This is a genomic window from Streptomyces sp. NPDC087859, assembly GCF_044742595.1.
Classification (GTDB): Bacteria; Actinomycetota; Actinomycetes; order Streptomycetales; family Streptomycetaceae; genus Streptomyces; species Streptomyces canus_F.
Genome location: NZ_JBIUUU010000003.1, coordinates 260,221 through 273,703, shown reverse-complemented (window position 1 = coordinate 273,703; position 13,483 = coordinate 260,221). Strand labels below are relative to the sequence as shown.

13 protein-coding genes are annotated in these 13,483 nt (G+C 71.4%); 6 read left to right on the top strand and 7 right to left on the bottom strand.

Annotation, left to right across the window (positions count from 1 at the left end):
• The first annotated feature begins 48 nt into the window (after positions 1-48).
• A complete protein-coding gene (locus ACIOHP_RS08620) occupies positions 49-717 on the top strand; it encodes an HAD-IA family hydrolase (RefSeq protein WP_401884638.1) in 669 nt (222 codons plus the stop codon).
• A gap of 524 nt (positions 718-1,241) precedes the next feature.
• Here the strand turns inward: ACIOHP_RS08620 and ACIOHP_RS08615 are convergent.
• Positions 1,242-2,081 (bottom strand): peptidoglycan-binding domain-containing protein, encoded by an 840-nt coding sequence (locus ACIOHP_RS08615; protein WP_401884635.1) that lies wholly within the window; start codon positions 2,079-2,081, stop codon positions 1,242-1,244.
• Positions 2,082-2,391: 310 nt separating this feature from the next.
• On the opposite strand from ACIOHP_RS08615, the gene ACIOHP_RS08610 reads away from it, so the two are divergent.
• The gene (locus ACIOHP_RS08610) at positions 2,392-4,473 is read left to right on the top strand and encodes an MDR family MFS transporter (protein WP_401884630.1); all 2,082 of its coding nucleotides are present in this window, start codon (positions 2,392-2,394) and stop codon (positions 4,471-4,473) included.
• Positions 4,474-4,486: 13 nt separating this feature from the next.
• Here the strand turns inward: ACIOHP_RS08610 and ACIOHP_RS08605 are convergent, their stop codons facing one another.
• Together ACIOHP_RS08605 and ACIOHP_RS08600 are read right to left on the bottom strand one after the other, a co-directional pair.
• Complete coding sequence (locus ACIOHP_RS08605; RefSeq protein WP_401884627.1) at positions 4,487-4,978, bottom strand: GNAT family N-acetyltransferase; 492 nt, start codon at positions 4,976-4,978, stop codon at positions 4,487-4,489.
• 22 nt (positions 4,979-5,000) lie between these two features.
• On the bottom strand, positions 5,001-5,615 hold the full coding sequence (locus tag ACIOHP_RS08600; protein ID WP_361540108.1) for a dihydrofolate reductase family protein: 615 nt from the start codon (positions 5,613-5,615) through the stop codon (positions 5,001-5,003).
• Positions 5,616-5,745: 130 nt separating this feature from the next.
• Here ACIOHP_RS08600 and ACIOHP_RS08595 point away from each other — a divergent pair, with 130 nt between their 5' ends.
• Together ACIOHP_RS08595 and ACIOHP_RS08590 are read left to right on the top strand one after the other, a co-directional pair.
• The gene (locus ACIOHP_RS08595) at positions 5,746-6,456 is read left to right on the top strand and encodes a hypothetical protein (RefSeq protein ID WP_401884623.1); all 711 of its coding nucleotides are present in this window, start codon (positions 5,746-5,748) and stop codon (positions 6,454-6,456) included.
• Between the two features lie 5 nt (positions 6,457-6,461).
• Positions 6,462-7,070 (top strand): hypothetical protein, encoded by a 609-nt coding sequence (locus tag ACIOHP_RS08590; RefSeq protein WP_401884618.1) that lies wholly within the window; start codon positions 6,462-6,464, stop codon positions 7,068-7,070.
• Here ACIOHP_RS08590 and ACIOHP_RS08585 read toward each other — a convergent pair.
• The gene (locus ACIOHP_RS08585) at positions 7,056-7,481 is read right to left on the bottom strand and encodes a DUF1992 domain-containing protein (protein ID WP_401884616.1); all 426 of its coding nucleotides are present in this window, start codon (positions 7,479-7,481) and stop codon (positions 7,056-7,058) included. The two genes, ACIOHP_RS08590 and ACIOHP_RS08585, sit on opposite strands and share 15 nt — an antisense overlap.
• A 104-nt stretch (positions 7,482-7,585) precedes the next feature.
• Between ACIOHP_RS08585 and ACIOHP_RS08580 the strand changes: the two genes are divergently transcribed.
• Complete coding sequence (locus ACIOHP_RS08580) at positions 7,586-7,978, top strand: FHA domain-containing protein (RefSeq protein WP_046263438.1); 393 nt, start codon at positions 7,586-7,588, stop codon at positions 7,976-7,978.
• A gap of 23 nt (positions 7,979-8,001) precedes the next feature.
• Here the strand turns inward: ACIOHP_RS08580 and ACIOHP_RS08575 are convergent, their stop codons facing one another.
• Positions 8,002-8,673: an O-methyltransferase gene (locus ACIOHP_RS08575; RefSeq protein ID WP_401884614.1), complete on the bottom strand. Its 672-nt coding sequence runs from the start codon at positions 8,671-8,673 to the stop codon at positions 8,002-8,004.
• A gap of 22 nt (positions 8,674-8,695) precedes the next feature.
• Positions 8,696-9,838 (bottom strand): DUF2330 domain-containing protein, encoded by a 1,143-nt coding sequence (locus ACIOHP_RS08570; RefSeq protein WP_401884612.1) that lies wholly within the window; start codon positions 9,836-9,838, stop codon positions 8,696-8,698.
• Between the two features lie 283 nt (positions 9,839-10,121).
• Between ACIOHP_RS08570 and ACIOHP_RS08565 the strand changes: the two genes are divergently transcribed.
• Positions 10,122-12,161 carry a bifunctional glycosyltransferase 87/phosphatase PAP2 family protein gene (locus ACIOHP_RS08565; RefSeq protein ID WP_401884610.1) on the top strand — a complete coding sequence of 680 codons (2,040 nt, stop codon included), beginning with the start codon at positions 10,122-10,124 and terminating at the stop codon, positions 12,159-12,161.
• Positions 12,162-12,246: 85 nt separating this feature from the next.
• Here ACIOHP_RS08565 and ACIOHP_RS08560 read toward each other — a convergent pair whose 3' ends face one another.
• A complete protein-coding gene (locus ACIOHP_RS08560) occupies positions 12,247-13,482 on the bottom strand; it encodes a cytochrome P450 (RefSeq protein WP_361540089.1) in 1,236 nt (411 codons plus the stop codon).
• Position 13,483 lies beyond the last annotated feature (1 nt).

Sequence of the window (13,483 nt, the reverse complement as noted above, 5' to 3'; positions counted from 1 at the left end):
GCCTTGTCCCTCCGGGTCACCCCCGGCCCCCGCGCCTTGGAGCTGCCGATGACGGCCACCGCCGTACCCACCGTGCTGACCGCCCGCGCCCTCCTGCTCGACATGGACGGCACCCTGGTGAACTCCGATGTCGTCGTCGAGCGCTGCTGGCGGCGGTGGGCGTCGCGGCACGGGCTGGACGGCGACGAGGTCATGAAGGTCGTCCACGGGCGGCAGGGGTACGCCTCGATGGCGTTGCTGCTGCCGGACCGGCCGATGGAGCAGAACCACGCGGACAACGCGCTGATGCTCGCCGAGGAGACGGCGGACATGGAGGGCGTGGTGGAGATACCGGGGGCGTCGGAGTTTCTGGCGTCCTTGCGTGATGTGCCGCATGCGCTGGTGACCTCGGCGGATGTCGCCCTCTCCACGGCGCGGATGGCCGCGGCCGGTCTGCCCCTGCCGGACATCCGGATCACCGCCGAGTCCGTCGGCGCGAGCAAGCCGGATCCGGAGGGCTTTCTGAAGGGGGCCGCGGAACTGGGGCTGGCGCCGGAGGACTGCGTCGTCTTCGAGGACTCCGGGGCGGGGATCGCCGCGGGGCGCGCTGCGGGGATGCGGGTGGTCGGCGTCGGGCCGCGGGCCGACTTCTACGATCCGGACGTCGTCGTCCGTGACCTGACCCAGGTCCGCGTGGAGCCCACGGCGGACGGCACGATACGGCTGTACGTCCGCTAGGCCGGTTTTCGCCCCCGCCGCCCTTACCCGTTCCCATCCCCAGGGGCTGCCGCCCCTTCGCCCCCGCCCCCAGGGGGCTCCGCCCCCCGGACCCCCATCGGCCCTGAAGGGGCCTCGTCCTCAAACGCCGGACGGGCTGAAAGACCTGCACCGGCATGGCCGTAGAGCAGTCTCCGCCGCCGTCTCCGTCTCCTGTGACCCCAGGCGGGGCACCACCCGCGCCGGCGCAACGGCGAGAAGGGGACGTACCGGGGGGTGTCCGCCCGCAGCGTCGGGCGACCAACCAAGAGCACATCCCCAGCCCACAGCACCGCCCGACCGAGGACGGACACCCCCCGGTGCGGCACCGACCCACAACCGGACCGTAGTGCGCGACGCACGCCCCCACCGAAGCCGCCACGGGCCGCCGCAGGCATCCACCCACTCGCCGTCAGCCGCTCACGGCTCGCCGCGCAGCCCCGCCCGACGGCGAGTAGAAGCCGTCACGGGCCGCCGCAGGCATCCGCCCACTCGCCGTCAGGCGCTCACGGCTCCTGTGTCTCCGACTCCAGTCGCTCCCGCGTCGCCAGGTCGTACACCCCGTGCTCGTCCGTCTGGACTCCCCGTGCCCACTGGTACCGGGTCACCGCGTCCTCGACGCCCTCGTTGTAGTGGCCGCTCGCCTTGCGGGTGTAGAGGCCCAGTTGGGTGAGGCGGAGTTCCAGTTCGACGACCTCGTCGCCCTGGGAGCCGCGGCGTAGCACGGGGGGAGTGCTTTCGCGGGCGTCGGAGGAGTCGTCGGCTGTGGTGGGGGTGGCGGGGGAGCTTGTGGGGGAGGCCGTCGAGCGGGACGGGGTCGGGGAGGCGCTTGTCGGGGTCGGGGACGGGGACGGGGGCTGTGACGGGGTGGTGGAGGCGGACGCCTGCGGGGGTACCGCGGTGGGGCGGGGTGCCGTCGTGGTGGGGGACTGGGACGCCGCTCCCGTCGTCGGTGACGCGTCCGGGACGCTCGCCCGTACCTCCTGCGGCAACGCTCCGTTCCGGGTGGGGGTGTCGTACGAGAACATTCCGCTCGCCAGCCCGGCCGCCGCGATCACCGCGACGAGCCCGCCCGCCGCGCCCAGCAGGACCGTGCGGCGGGGGCGTCGGCGCGGTGCGTCGTCGAAGTCGTCGAAGTGGGAGAGGTCGTCCGGGTTCGCGCCCTCGCCTTCCCGGCCCGCCCCCTCGAACAGGCTCAGGTCACTCGTGCTGGGCGCCGGACCCGGCACGGCACGCAACGGCATCGTCACGTCGGCCGCCCCGGTTGCGGCAGCCCCGGTCGCCGCTCCGTTCGCCGACCCCGTCGACGCCTCCCCCTCCAGCTCCACGTAGGGACGTATGCGCAACGGATCAAAATCCTCCGCCGCGGCCGCCTCCGCCGTACGCGCATCGCGCAGGGCGTCGGACGCCCGTTGCGTGCACCCGCACGACGGCGTGTTGTCGGTCCCTCTCGGTGCCCCGCACTCCGGGCACAGATGGCCATGCGATTGCGCCATGTGTTCGTCCCTCCCCTCGCGAACTCCAGAGATTATGCAGACTCCCTCCACACTCCCGTCCCATAAGCCCCCGGAATACCGGCTTCCAACAGGACTCAACAGGCCATAAACGGTCACACCAACCACGATGGAGAGGTAACGAGACCTTCGGGAGGTCTTCATGGCCGCGGATGCGGACGGTATGACGGGTGATGTGCAGGACCCACGAAACCCAGCCGGGGACAGAACACCCGGCCAGACGCAGGACCCCCACGTGTCCGGCAACGTCCTCGTCTCGATCGGCGCTCTGCTCCTCGGCATGCTGCTCGCCGCCCTGGACCAGACCATCGTCTCCACCGCGCTGCCCACCATCGTCAGCGACCTCGGCGGCCTGGAGCACCTGTCATGGGTGGTCACCGCGTATCTGCTCGCCTCGACCGCCGCGACCCCGCTGTGGGGCAAGCTCGGCGACCAGTACGGCCGGAAGAAGCTGTTCCAGACCGCGATCGTGATCTTCCTGATCGGCTCGGCGCTGTGCGGCATGGCGCAGAACATGCCGCAGCTGATCGCGTTCCGGGCGTTGCAGGGCCTCGGCGGCGGCGGGCTCATGGTGCTGTCGATGGCGATCGTCGGCGACATCGTCTCGCCGCGCGAACGCGGGCGGTACCAGGGACTGTTCGGCGCGGTCTTCGGGGCGACCAGTGTCCTCGGCCCGCTCCTCGGCGGGCTGTTCACCGAGCACCTCAGCTGGCGCTGGGTCTTCTACATCAACCTCCCCGTGGGCGTCGTCGCCCTCGCCGTCATCGCCACCGTGCTCCGCATCCCGCGCAAGGCGACACGGCACGTCATCGACTACCTCGGCACGTTCCTGATCGCCTCCGTCGCGACCTGTCTGGTCCTGGTGGCGTCCCTCGGCGGCACCACCTGGGGCTGGGGATCGCCGCAGATCATCGGCCTGGCGGTGCTCGGCGTCGTGCTCGGCGTGGCCTTCGTCGCCGTGGAACGGAAGGCGGCCGAACCCGTCCTCCCGCTCAAGCTCTTCGGCATCCGCACGTTCACGCTCTCCGCGGTCATCAGCTTCATCGTGGGCTTCGCGATGTTCGGCGCGATGACGTACCTGCCGACGTTCCTCCAGGTCGTGCAGGGCGTCAGCCCGACCATGTCCGGTGTGCACATGCTGCCGATGGTGGCCGGACTGCTGCTGTCGTCGACCGCGTCCGGGCAGATCGTCAGCCGTACCGGACGCTGGAAGGTCTTCCCGGTCGTGGGCACGGGGGTGACCACCATCGGTCTGCTGCTGCTCCACCGACTGGACGAGAACAGCTCGGCCGCGGAGATGAGCACGTACTTCTTCGTGTTCGGTCTGGGCCTGGGCCTGGTGATGCAGGTGCTGGTCCTCATCGTGCAGAACGCGGTCTCGTACGAGGATCTGGGCGTCGCCACCTCCGGCGCGACCTTCTTCCGGTCCATCGGAGCCTCCTTCGGCGTCGCCATCTTCGGCACGGTCTTCGCGAACCGCCTCGGCGACAAGCTCACCGCCGCCTTCCGCGGCACCGAACTCCCGCCCGGCGCCTCGGTGGACGGGCTGGAGTCCGACCCGCGCGGCATCACGGAGCTCCCGGGCGCGCTCCAGCCGCCGGCGATCCACGCCTACGCCTCGTCCATCACCGACGTCTTCCTGTACGCCGCGCCGGTCGCGCTGGTCGGCTTCGTGCTGGCCTGGTTCCTCAAGGAGGACCGGCTGCGCGGCTCGGTCACGGCGCCGGACCTCACCGAGACGCTCGCCAGCAATCCGGTGGAGCGGTCGTCGTACGACGAGGTGTGCCGGGCGCTGTCGGTGCTCGGTACGCGGGAGGGGCGGCGGGAGATCTACCGGACGATCACCGAGCGGGCGGGGTACGACCTGCTGCCGGGCGCGAGCTGGCTGCTGCTGCGGATGAAGAAGTACGGCTGGGTGGAGCCGGCCCTGCTCGCCGAACGCAGCTCCGTTCCGCTGCACGTCATCATGGACGCCGCCCGCCAGGTCGAGGGACGGGGCCTGGCCCGGCGCGACGGCATCGACCTCGTCCTGACCGACACCGGCCACGAGACCGCCGACCGCCTCGCCCAGGCCCGCGAGGAGTCCCTGGCGGAGCTCCTCGGCGACTGGTGGGGCCCGGACCGCCCCACGGACCTGGAGCGCCTCGTGAAGGACCTCAACAACGAACTCTGCGGCTCGGACCGCGAACAGCCCCACAACGGCTCGACGGCACGCCTCGAATGACCGCCCTCGCGACCTACAGCCCCTTGGCGAACCAGCGCTCCGCGTACGGGTCGTCGTTGTGCGGCTCGGTCTCCTCGTAGCCGAGGCGCGCGTACAGCGCACGTGCCTCGGTGAGGTCGTTGCGGGTGTCGAGGACCATGCGGGCGGCGCCCAGTTCGCGGGCGGTGTCCTCGGCGGCGCGGACGAGGACGGGACCACCACCCTTGCCGCGCAGCTCCTCGCGGACGTACACCCGCTTCAGCTCGGCGGTGTCCGTGTCCAGGAGGCGCACGCCCGCGGTGCCGGCGGGCTCACCGCCGTACCGGGCCACCAGCAGCCGCCCTTTCGGCGGGGTGAGGGCGGACCAGTCCGCGCGGGTGACCTCCCGCTCCAGTTCCTCCGGCTCGGTGCGCCGCCCCTCGTGCAGGAGGTAGTAGCGGTCGCTGACCTCCGTGTAGTACGCCCGCCACAGGGCTGAGGCGACGGGGGAGTCGTAGGGCTCGGGGGACACGGTCCAGGAGGTCATGCGGCCATTCTCGGGAGGTCCGCTATGCCGACCGCAAGCGAATATGCGTGGCCTCCGGCGAGTCCAGCACCTGCGTCTTGCGCCACTCGACGAGCTGGTCGGGGAGGCCGTCGAAGAGCCGGCGGCCGTTGCCGAGGAAGACGGGGACGATGTGCAGCCACAGCTCGTCGAGCAGGCCGGCCCGGATGAACTGCTGCACCAGGTCGGCGCCGCCCGCCAGCGAGACGTCCTTGCCGCCGGCCGCTTCCCGGGCCAGCTCCAGGGCGCGCTCGGGGCCTTCCGTGACGAAGTGGAAGGTGGTGCCGCCCTCCTTCACGAGGGACTCCCGCGGATGGTGGGTGACGACGTGGACCGGCATGCCGAAGGGCGGGTCGTCGCCCCACGGGATCTCGCCGGTGATGTACATGCCGTGCCCCATCACCACCGCGCCCGGCCGTTCCACCCAGGCCGCGAGCAGCTCGTCCTCGGGTCCGCCCGTCCCGCCCTTCATCCCCTGCATGCGGCGGAAGGTCCGCAGCCCGTACACCCACCGGTGCAGCCGCTCCCCGCCGATGCCCAGGGGATGCTCGCGCCCCGAGTCCGGACCCGCGAGGTATCCGTCGAGCGACACGGACAGCTGTGCGATGACCTCACCCATGACAACCTCCTCGATTTCCTCTGTACCTCTGTGTCGATCGGGCCTCTGCCGGATCGACACGTCGGCGCGGCGAATTACGCGGCGCACGACAGGGCGGTTTGAGGGGCCTCTTCGGGGCTACCCGGTAGCCATGTCAACTGGCCTGATCATCGCTCTGATCGTGATCGTTGTGGCCGTCATTGCCGTGGCGGCCGTTCTTGCCCGGCGTGCTCGGGGGCCGCAGCGCGGCCCGAGTCTGAAGCGGCGCTTCGGGCCCGAGTACGACCGTGCCCTGGCCCGGCATGACGGCGACCCACAGGCCGCCGAGCGGGAGCTCGCCGCACGTGTCGAGAGGCATGGTTCGCTGCGCGAGCGGCCGCTGGAGCCGGCGCAGCGCCAGCAGTACGAGGCCCGCTGGGCGGCAGCCCAGGAGCGCTTCGTCGATTCGCCGCAGGAGGCCGTGGCCGAGGCGGACCGGCTGCTCGCCGACCTCGCCGGGGCCAAGGGGTTCCCGGACGGCGGACAGTACGACGAGCAGCTCGCCGCACTGTCCGTGCACCACGCGGACCATGTGCACGGCTACCGGCGTGTGCACCAAGCCGTCCATCTGCGCGGCAGTGAGACGCAGGACGGTGGCCGCGCCGGCACCGAGGAGATGCGCGAGGCCATGGTCGAGGCCCGGTCCCTGTTCGAGGACCTGGTGGGCCACAACGGCCGCCACGGGGACTCGTCCCGGACGGCCGAGCGGGCGGAGAACACACCCGAGCACGAGGCATCCGACGGCGGGAGCCGACCCGCCCGTACCGAGAGCCGCGGCCATCTGCCGTGGGCATCCACCCGGCGTCACGCGAAGGGGAGTTGAGTGACATGACGGACGCGACGACCGGCCAGGGCGCCGACGGCGCACGGCGCGGCGAGAAGACGGCGGGCGAGGGCCCGGCTGGGCGTGCCTATGTGACGGGCGGCCAGTCGAACCTCCCCCAGGGCGACCGCTCCAAGGGCCCCCAGGGGCAGGAGAGCGCCCCGCTCGTGGCGGGCCACGACACGCGCGACACCTCCGGTGCCGAGCGGACCGAGCAGCCGGAGAGGGGCGACGGCTCGCGGTCACCCCTCGTCGCCGGGCCCGCCGGGCACGAGGCGGCGACCAAGGGTCACGAGACGGCCGCGACGACCAAGGGCGAGGGTTCGCACCCCGGTCGGCTGCTTCCGCACGACGAGTGCGACAAGCTCTCGCTGCGGCTCCAGCACGCGGTCGCCGGGTTCGTCGACGGGCCCCGGAACGCCGTCGAGGAGGCCGACCACGTGATGGAGGAGGTCGCCTCCCGCGTCACGGACGCCCTGACCCAGCGCCGCCGCACCCTGCGCACCTCCTGGCAGGACGGCGAGGACAAGCACGCGAACGCCGGCGACACCGAGCAGCTCCGCCTCGCCCTGCGCGACTACCGCGAGCTGGCGGACCGGCTACTGCACCTCTGACCTGCCCGCCGCCGCGCGGCGTTCCCGCCATTGCCGTACGACGTCCTCGACGTCGTACGGCTTTTTTCCGAGCGGGGGGCCGGGCGGCGGCCTGAACATCATCTCGCGGATCTTGACGTTGACGTCCGTGATCAGTTTCCGGACGATCCGCTCCGAGGGTGCCGCGAACGCGGCGGCGAGGGTGTCCTCGGCCTCCTTGCGCAGGGCCAGCGCGGGCGGCAGCACGGCGAGACCCTCGCGGGCCATCTTCCGTCTGATCCACCAGAGTTCGTCGTACGGGCTGTCGAGATCGGCGGGCAGGGGCTCGCCCACGCCGGGGAGTCGGTCGAAGTCGCCGCGGCCCTGCGCGTCTTGGATCTGTCGGTCGACCCAGGACTCGAACGGGACGCCGGGTGGCTTTCGCTCGGTCATGAGTCCATTGTGCCGGACGCGGAATGGCCGGGCGATTTATCATGCGGCCGCTGTGCAAGCACACTTGCACAGGGACATTTCAGCAACTGCACAAGGGAGCGCACGTGCTCGAACTCACCATGGCCGCCGTATCCGCGGCGGAGGAGGGTGCCACGGCCGGCATGCAGATGGCCGACGCGCCCAGTGATCCGGGCGCCGTGCTGCGAGTCGGCCGCGACAAGTCCGTGTGCCGCCTCTCGACGCCCGACGACTGGCTGTTCGTCTCCCGGGTCCATCTGGAGTTCCTGTGCGGCCCCGAGGGCGGCTGGCAGGTCACCTGGCTCCAGGGCTCACAGCCCGAACCGTCCTCCGAGGTGCACCTGGTCGTCGGCCAGTACGCGCAGCCGCTCGTCTACGGCGGGACCATCCCGCTGCCCAGGGGCGGCAACGGCGAGATCGTCATCCGGGACCGCACCGCCCCCCGTACCGTCAACGTGGGTTTCTACCACGAGGCTTGATCTTTCCCGGGCCCCGCAGCGGGCTACGGCAGCACCCGCGCCAGCGCGAAGCCGTCGTAGCCCTTGCCGCCCACCGTCTGGATCGCCGTGCCGCTCAACTTGGGGTGGGAGCCGATCAGTTCGATCGCGGCCCGGGTCCCGGTGACGTCCGGGGCGGTGCTGCCGGAGTCGGCGACGCGGCCCCCGCGTACGACGTTGTCGACGATGATCAGGCTGCCCGGGCGGGTCAGCTTCAGGGCCCACTCCAGGTAGTGCGGGTTGTTGTCCTTGTCGGCGTCGATGAAGACGAGGTCGAAGGGGGCCGGGGCCTCGTCGGCCAGCCGGGGCAGCGACTCCAGGGCCGGACCGACCCGGATCTCGACGAGCTCGTCGAGGCCGGCCCGCGCGATGTTGCGGGTCGCGACCTCGGCGTGCCGGGGGCTGTACTCCAGCGAGACCAGCCGGCCGTCGGCGGGCAGCGCGCGGGCCAGCCAGATGGTGCTGTAGCCGCCGAGGGTGCCGATCTCCAGGATGTTCCGGGCGCCCTGGATCTGGGCGAACAGCTGGAGGAGCTTTCCCTGCGGGGCGGCGACGGCGATCCGCGGGAGCCCGGCCGCCTCGCTGTCGCGCAGGGCCGCGGCCAGCACTTCGTCGTCGGGCGTGAGGTGGGTGGTGAAGTAGTCGTCGACGTCGTCCCAGATCTTCGACTCGCTCATGCGAACTGTGCCTTTCGGGTGGCTAGTTGACCGGTGCGGGTGGGTGCAGCGGCTTGGGCGGGATCACCGGGCGCCGGGAGCGCCGTACGGCGAGCAGGACCGCGGCCGTGACGAGCAGCGCGAGACCGCCGACGACCGTCAGCAGCCATGCCGGGACCCCGGCCACCGTCCGCAGCCGGTCCTCGTAGACCACCTGCTGGAACGTGGTGTCGGACGCCGTCCGGCGCAGCAGGTGGTCGCCGTCGATCAGGGCCGGGGCCGGGAACTCCTGGCCCACGGCGGTCAGGAACGGTGTGCCCCGCGCCAGCTCGGCGAGCGGGCCGGACTTCGCGCTCACCCGGCCGGCGAAGGTGACCCGGGGCCGCTCCCCGCCGATCCCGGAGGCGGGCTCCATGCGGTGCGGGGCCAGGACGTACAGGCCCAGCGACTGCGGGGTCCGCGCGAGGCGGGACAGCCGCATCGGGTAGACCGGCTCGTCGGCGGAGAAGGTGAGGTGGAGCGGGTCCAGGGCGCCGCTCAGGGCGGTGCCGGAGGTCTCGGGGGCCAGGCGCACCGCCACGTACTCCCAGCGGTCCTGGACGTAGGGCTCGAGCGCGGTGCCGAGGCGGGGCGGGAGGGCGAAGCCGTTGGCGTTCAGCCAGCTGCCGAGTGCGTCCGGGTCGGTCGCGGTCAGCCGGGCCACGTCGAAGGGGCCGAGCTTCTGGCGGCCGACCACGCTCACGGGCGGCTCGGCGCCGACTCCGGCGCCCGGTGGCGGGGCGCCGGTGTCGGGGCCGCCGTCGCCGGAGACGAGCGGCCAGTCGCCGTCCTGGGGCCAGAAGTGGTGGCGCGTGCGGTGCACCGGCGCGGTGGCCGCGTCCAGTTCGTCGAAGAGGGCCGGATCGCCGAGCCTGACGGTCGCCCGGCGGGGTACCGGCATGACCCAGGCGGCCCGGTCGCTGTCGCCGGCCACCGTCAGCCGCATCACGATCTGTTCCTGGGCGCCGTCCCAGCGCACGACGGACACCTCGCGCGACACGCCGACCCGCCGGGCGGTGTCCGGGATCAGGGCGCCGCAGCCGCACGCGTAGGCCGGGGCGACGAGCGAGCCGATCTGGGTGGCGAGTAACGCCAGAACGACCGAGAACACGCGCCGACGCGCCCGCCCTCGTAGGAAACCGACCATTTCCCCAGACCCCTCCGCCGTACCGTCGACGGCTTCAGACGGTAGTACGGCGGGAGCATACGGTTCCGTTCCGTCCGGCGCCGTAAGTGATCCACGTCGCGCCCGGCGAGGCGGAGCGACCGGTCGCGGACTATCGTCATTCGGACAAAAGCATGACGGACGTCAGGTGAGGCGGGGGCAGCCTGCGTCTCTCTCCGGGGGTGACGCGAGCCTTGATTAAGGTGCGCAAAGCAGCCCCCACGCATCCAATGCGTGGGAAAACGGGGCGGGAGGCCTACGAGGCGTGGCGAATGCGGAACACAGCGGAGCGACGGACGCCGAGACGGTACGGGCACGCGTGCGTGTGGCCCGCCTGGGACTGTGGCTGATCGCCGCGATACTCGCGATCCGGCAGGTGGCCGTCGTCCTGAGCACCCCCGACGGGGAGCGGCTGACCGATCTGGAGACCTGGGTCGGCCCGGACGGCGTCCTGCACGTGAAGGGCTCGCTGTACGACTCGACCCTGTTCACCGGTACCCCTTTCGGGGGGCTTGTTCTGAAGCCGTTGACACGTGCCGCCGAGCAGGCTCTCGGCTGGGGCTGGACCTTCGGCACGCTGCTCCTGGTCGTCGCTCTCGGCCTCGTCGCCGCGCGGGCGCTTCCTCATCCGGTGAACAGACGTACGTCGCTGCTGGCCGCGCCGGTCGCGATCAGTCTGCTGATGCTGTCGCTGCCGGTCCGCAACACGCTGTACCTCGGCCAGACGAGCATCATGCCGGTGCTCCTGGTGCTGTTGGGCTGCTTCGTCGTCCGCGGGCAACGAGCGGGCGGCGTACTGATCGGCGTGGCCGCGGCGCTCCAGCCGACGGTGCTGCTGTTCGCGCCGCTGCTGTGGCTCACGGGCCGGCGCCTGGCCGGGCTGTCGGCCGGCGTGACGTTCGCCGCGTGCACGGCGCTCGCGTGGCTGGCGATGCCGCACGACTCGTACACCTACTGGGTCCACCACGTGGCGGGCACCGGGCTCGGCGGCGCGGCGGACGGTCTCGCCAACCAGTCGCTGCACGGCGCGCTGCTGCGGGCGGGCCTGTCCGGGCCGCCGGAGATCGCCCTGTTCCTCGTGCTGGGCGCGGCGGTGGCGGTGCTGGCCCTGCGCCGGGCGGTGCGCTACGCCCACGACGGGCAGTTGCTGCTCGCGGTCGCGATCACGGGCTGCGCGGCGATCCTGGTCTCGCCGACGACCTGGCAGCACCAGCTGCTGTGGGTGCTGCTCGCGGTGGTCGGGCGGGTCGGGAAGCGGGCGTCGGACCGGTATGTGTGGCCGGTGGCGGTGGTGCTGGTGATGACGCTGCCGACGAAGATGATGCTGCCGAACATGGCGTCGCTGTACCCCTTGCGCGACAACATCGTGCTGCTGGCGGCGCTCGCGGCGGCCACGCTGATCCCGTTCCTGTCCCGAACCTCGCCGTACTACCAGACAGCGATTCCCGCGGAGTACGCCGAGCCGGTCCCGACCCGCTTCCGGCGGGTGCCGCTGCTGCCGTTCCTGAAGCGGGTGCTGACCCGCCCGAACCTGCTCCTCGAACTCCTGCTGATCCGGGTGACGTACGCGGCGTACCAGAAGGTGCGGCTGGCGGCGACCGGCGGCAGCAACTCGGAGGGCCGGGCGCGGGCGGAGGCGCACGGGCAGCAGATCCTCGACATGGAGCGCTGGCTGCACATCGACATCGAGCACTGGGCCAACCACGCGGTGGTCAAGGTCGCCTGGCTGCGCGACTTCTTCGACTTCTACTACACGTCCTTCCACTTCGTGGTGCCGCTGTCGGTGCTGGCGGTCCTGTACTGGCGGCGCCCGGTGGACTACCGCTGGGCCCGCGCGTCGCTGGGCTTCGCGACGCTGCTGGCCCTGGTCGGCTTCTGGCTCTACCCGTTGGCCCCGCCCCGGCTCATGCCGTCGCTGGGCATCATCGACACGGTTCACGGCGTCCAGGACTTCTCCAAGCCGGACTACGGCACGCTGACCGCCCTGACGAACCAGTACGCCGCGATGCCGTCCCTGCACTTCGGCTGGTCGCTGTGGTGCGGTCTGGTCATCGCGATCGTCGCCCCGAAGTGGTGGCTGAAGGCCCTGGGCCTGCTGCATCCGCTGTTCACGGTGACGGCGATCGTGGCGACGGGCAACCACTGGGTCCTGGACGCGGTGGGCGGCGCGCTGGTGGTGGGCGGCGGCTTCGGGCTGGCGTATCTCTTCCAGGGGCCGAGGGCGCGTACGACGGTGGCGGTGGCGGCCGGCGCCAAGGAGGAGCCCGTGGCGGCGGGCCTCGGGGGAGGCAGGAGCGGGACGTAGGGGTGGGGTGCTCGCTGCCTCCCCCGGGTCTCTGAACGGGCCGACGGCGCCGGGAAGCCGTCGGCCCGAGTAGGGGGTGGTGCGGTCAGCCCACGCTCACCTGGAGTTCCTTCACGCCGTTGATCCACGCGGAGCGCAGTCGGCGGGGGTCGCCGGTCAGATGGAGGCCGGGCATGGCGTCGGCTATGGCGTTGAAGATCAGGTTGATCTCCATGACGGCCAGGGACTTGCCGAGGCAGAAGTGCGGGCCGCCGCCTCCGAAACCGAGGTGGGGGTTGGGGTCGCGGGTGATGTCGAAGGCGTCCGGATTCTCGAAGACGTCCGGGTCGTGGTTGGCCGAGGCGTAGAAGATGCCCACCCGGTCGCCCTGCTTGATCTTCTTGCCGCCGAGTTCCGTGTCCTGCGTGGCCGTGCGCTGGAAGCTGACCACCGGGGTCGCCCAGCGGACGATCTCCTCCGCGGTCGTCGCCGGGCGCTCGCGCTTGAACAGCTCCCACTGGTCGGGGTGGGTCAGGAAGGCGTGCATGCCGTGGCTGATCGCGTTGCGGGTGGTCTCGTTGCCCGCGACCGCGAGCGCGAGGACGAACATGCCGAACTCGTCCGAGCCCAGGTTGCCCTCGTTCTCCGCCGCCACCAGCGTGGTCACGATGTCCTTCGCCGGGCACTTCTTGCGGTCGGCGGCCATGTTCATGGCGTAGGCGATGACCTCCATCGCCGCCTCCTGGCCGACCTCCTCGGTGATCGCGTACTCGGGATCGTCGTACGAGATCATCCGGTTCGACCACTCGAAGATCTTGAGGCGGTCCTCCTGCGGGATGCCGATCAGCTCGGCGATGGCCTGGAGGGGGAGTTCGCAGGCGACCTGGGTGACGAAGTCGAAGGAGCCCTCTTGTGCGAGGGCGTTCTGGACGATGCCCTGCGCCCGGGCGCGCAGGGTGTCCTCCAGGGCCCGGATCGAGCGCGGGGTGAAGCCGCGCTGGACGATCTGGCGGACACGGGTGTGCTCCGGCGGGTCCATGTTGAGGATGATGAGCCGCTGGGCGTCGATGGCGTCGCGCTCGATGCGCTCGTTGAAGCGGATGATCGCCGTGTTGAGCATGGACGAGAAGAGCTCGGGGTGCGTGGAGACGAACTTGACGTCCTCGTGGCGGGTGACGGCCCAGTAGCCCTCGTCCTGGAAACCGGCGACATTGTCCGACTGGGCGATCCAGTGGACCGGTTCCGTCCGGCGCAGTTCGGCGAACTCCGGTAGTGGTACGCGCTGTTGCAGCATGTCGGGGTCGGTGAGGTCGAACCCGTCGGGGAGCGCTGGACAGGTCATG

Bases quoted from the DNA above. Each gene is read 5' to 3' on its own strand.
- ACIOHP_RS08605 (WP_401884627.1), bottom strand. From the start codon at position 4,978: ATGACCTCCTGGACCGTGTCCCCCGAGCCCTACGACTCCCCCGTCGCC.
- ACIOHP_RS08595 (WP_401884623.1), top strand. From the start codon at position 5,746: ATGTCAACTGGCCTGATCATCGCTCTGATCGTGATCGTTGTGGCCGTC.
- ACIOHP_RS08610 (WP_401884630.1), top strand. From the start codon at position 2,392: ATGGCCGCGGATGCGGACGGTATGACGGGTGATGTGCAGGACCCACGA.
- ACIOHP_RS08620 (WP_401884638.1), top strand. From the start codon at position 49: ATGACGGCCACCGCCGTACCCACCGTGCTGACCGCCCGCGCCCTCCTG.
- ACIOHP_RS08575 (WP_401884614.1), bottom strand. From the start codon at position 8,673: ATGAGCGAGTCGAAGATCTGGGACGACGTCGACGACTACTTCACCACC.
- ACIOHP_RS08570 (WP_401884612.1), bottom strand. From the start codon at position 9,838: ATGGTCGGTTTCCTACGAGGGCGGGCGCGTCGGCGCGTGTTCTCGGTC.
- ACIOHP_RS08560 (WP_361540089.1), bottom strand. From the start codon at position 13,482: ATGACCTGTCCAGCGCTCCCCGACGGGTTCGACCTCACCGACCCCGAC.
- ACIOHP_RS08600 (WP_361540108.1), bottom strand. From the start codon at position 5,615: ATGGGTGAGGTCATCGCACAGCTGTCCGTGTCGCTCGACGGATACCTC.
- ACIOHP_RS08585 (WP_401884616.1), bottom strand. From the start codon at position 7,481: ATGACCGAGCGAAAGCCACCCGGCGTCCCGTTCGAGTCCTGGGTCGAC.
- ACIOHP_RS08590 (WP_401884618.1), top strand. From the start codon at position 6,462: ATGACGGACGCGACGACCGGCCAGGGCGCCGACGGCGCACGGCGCGGC.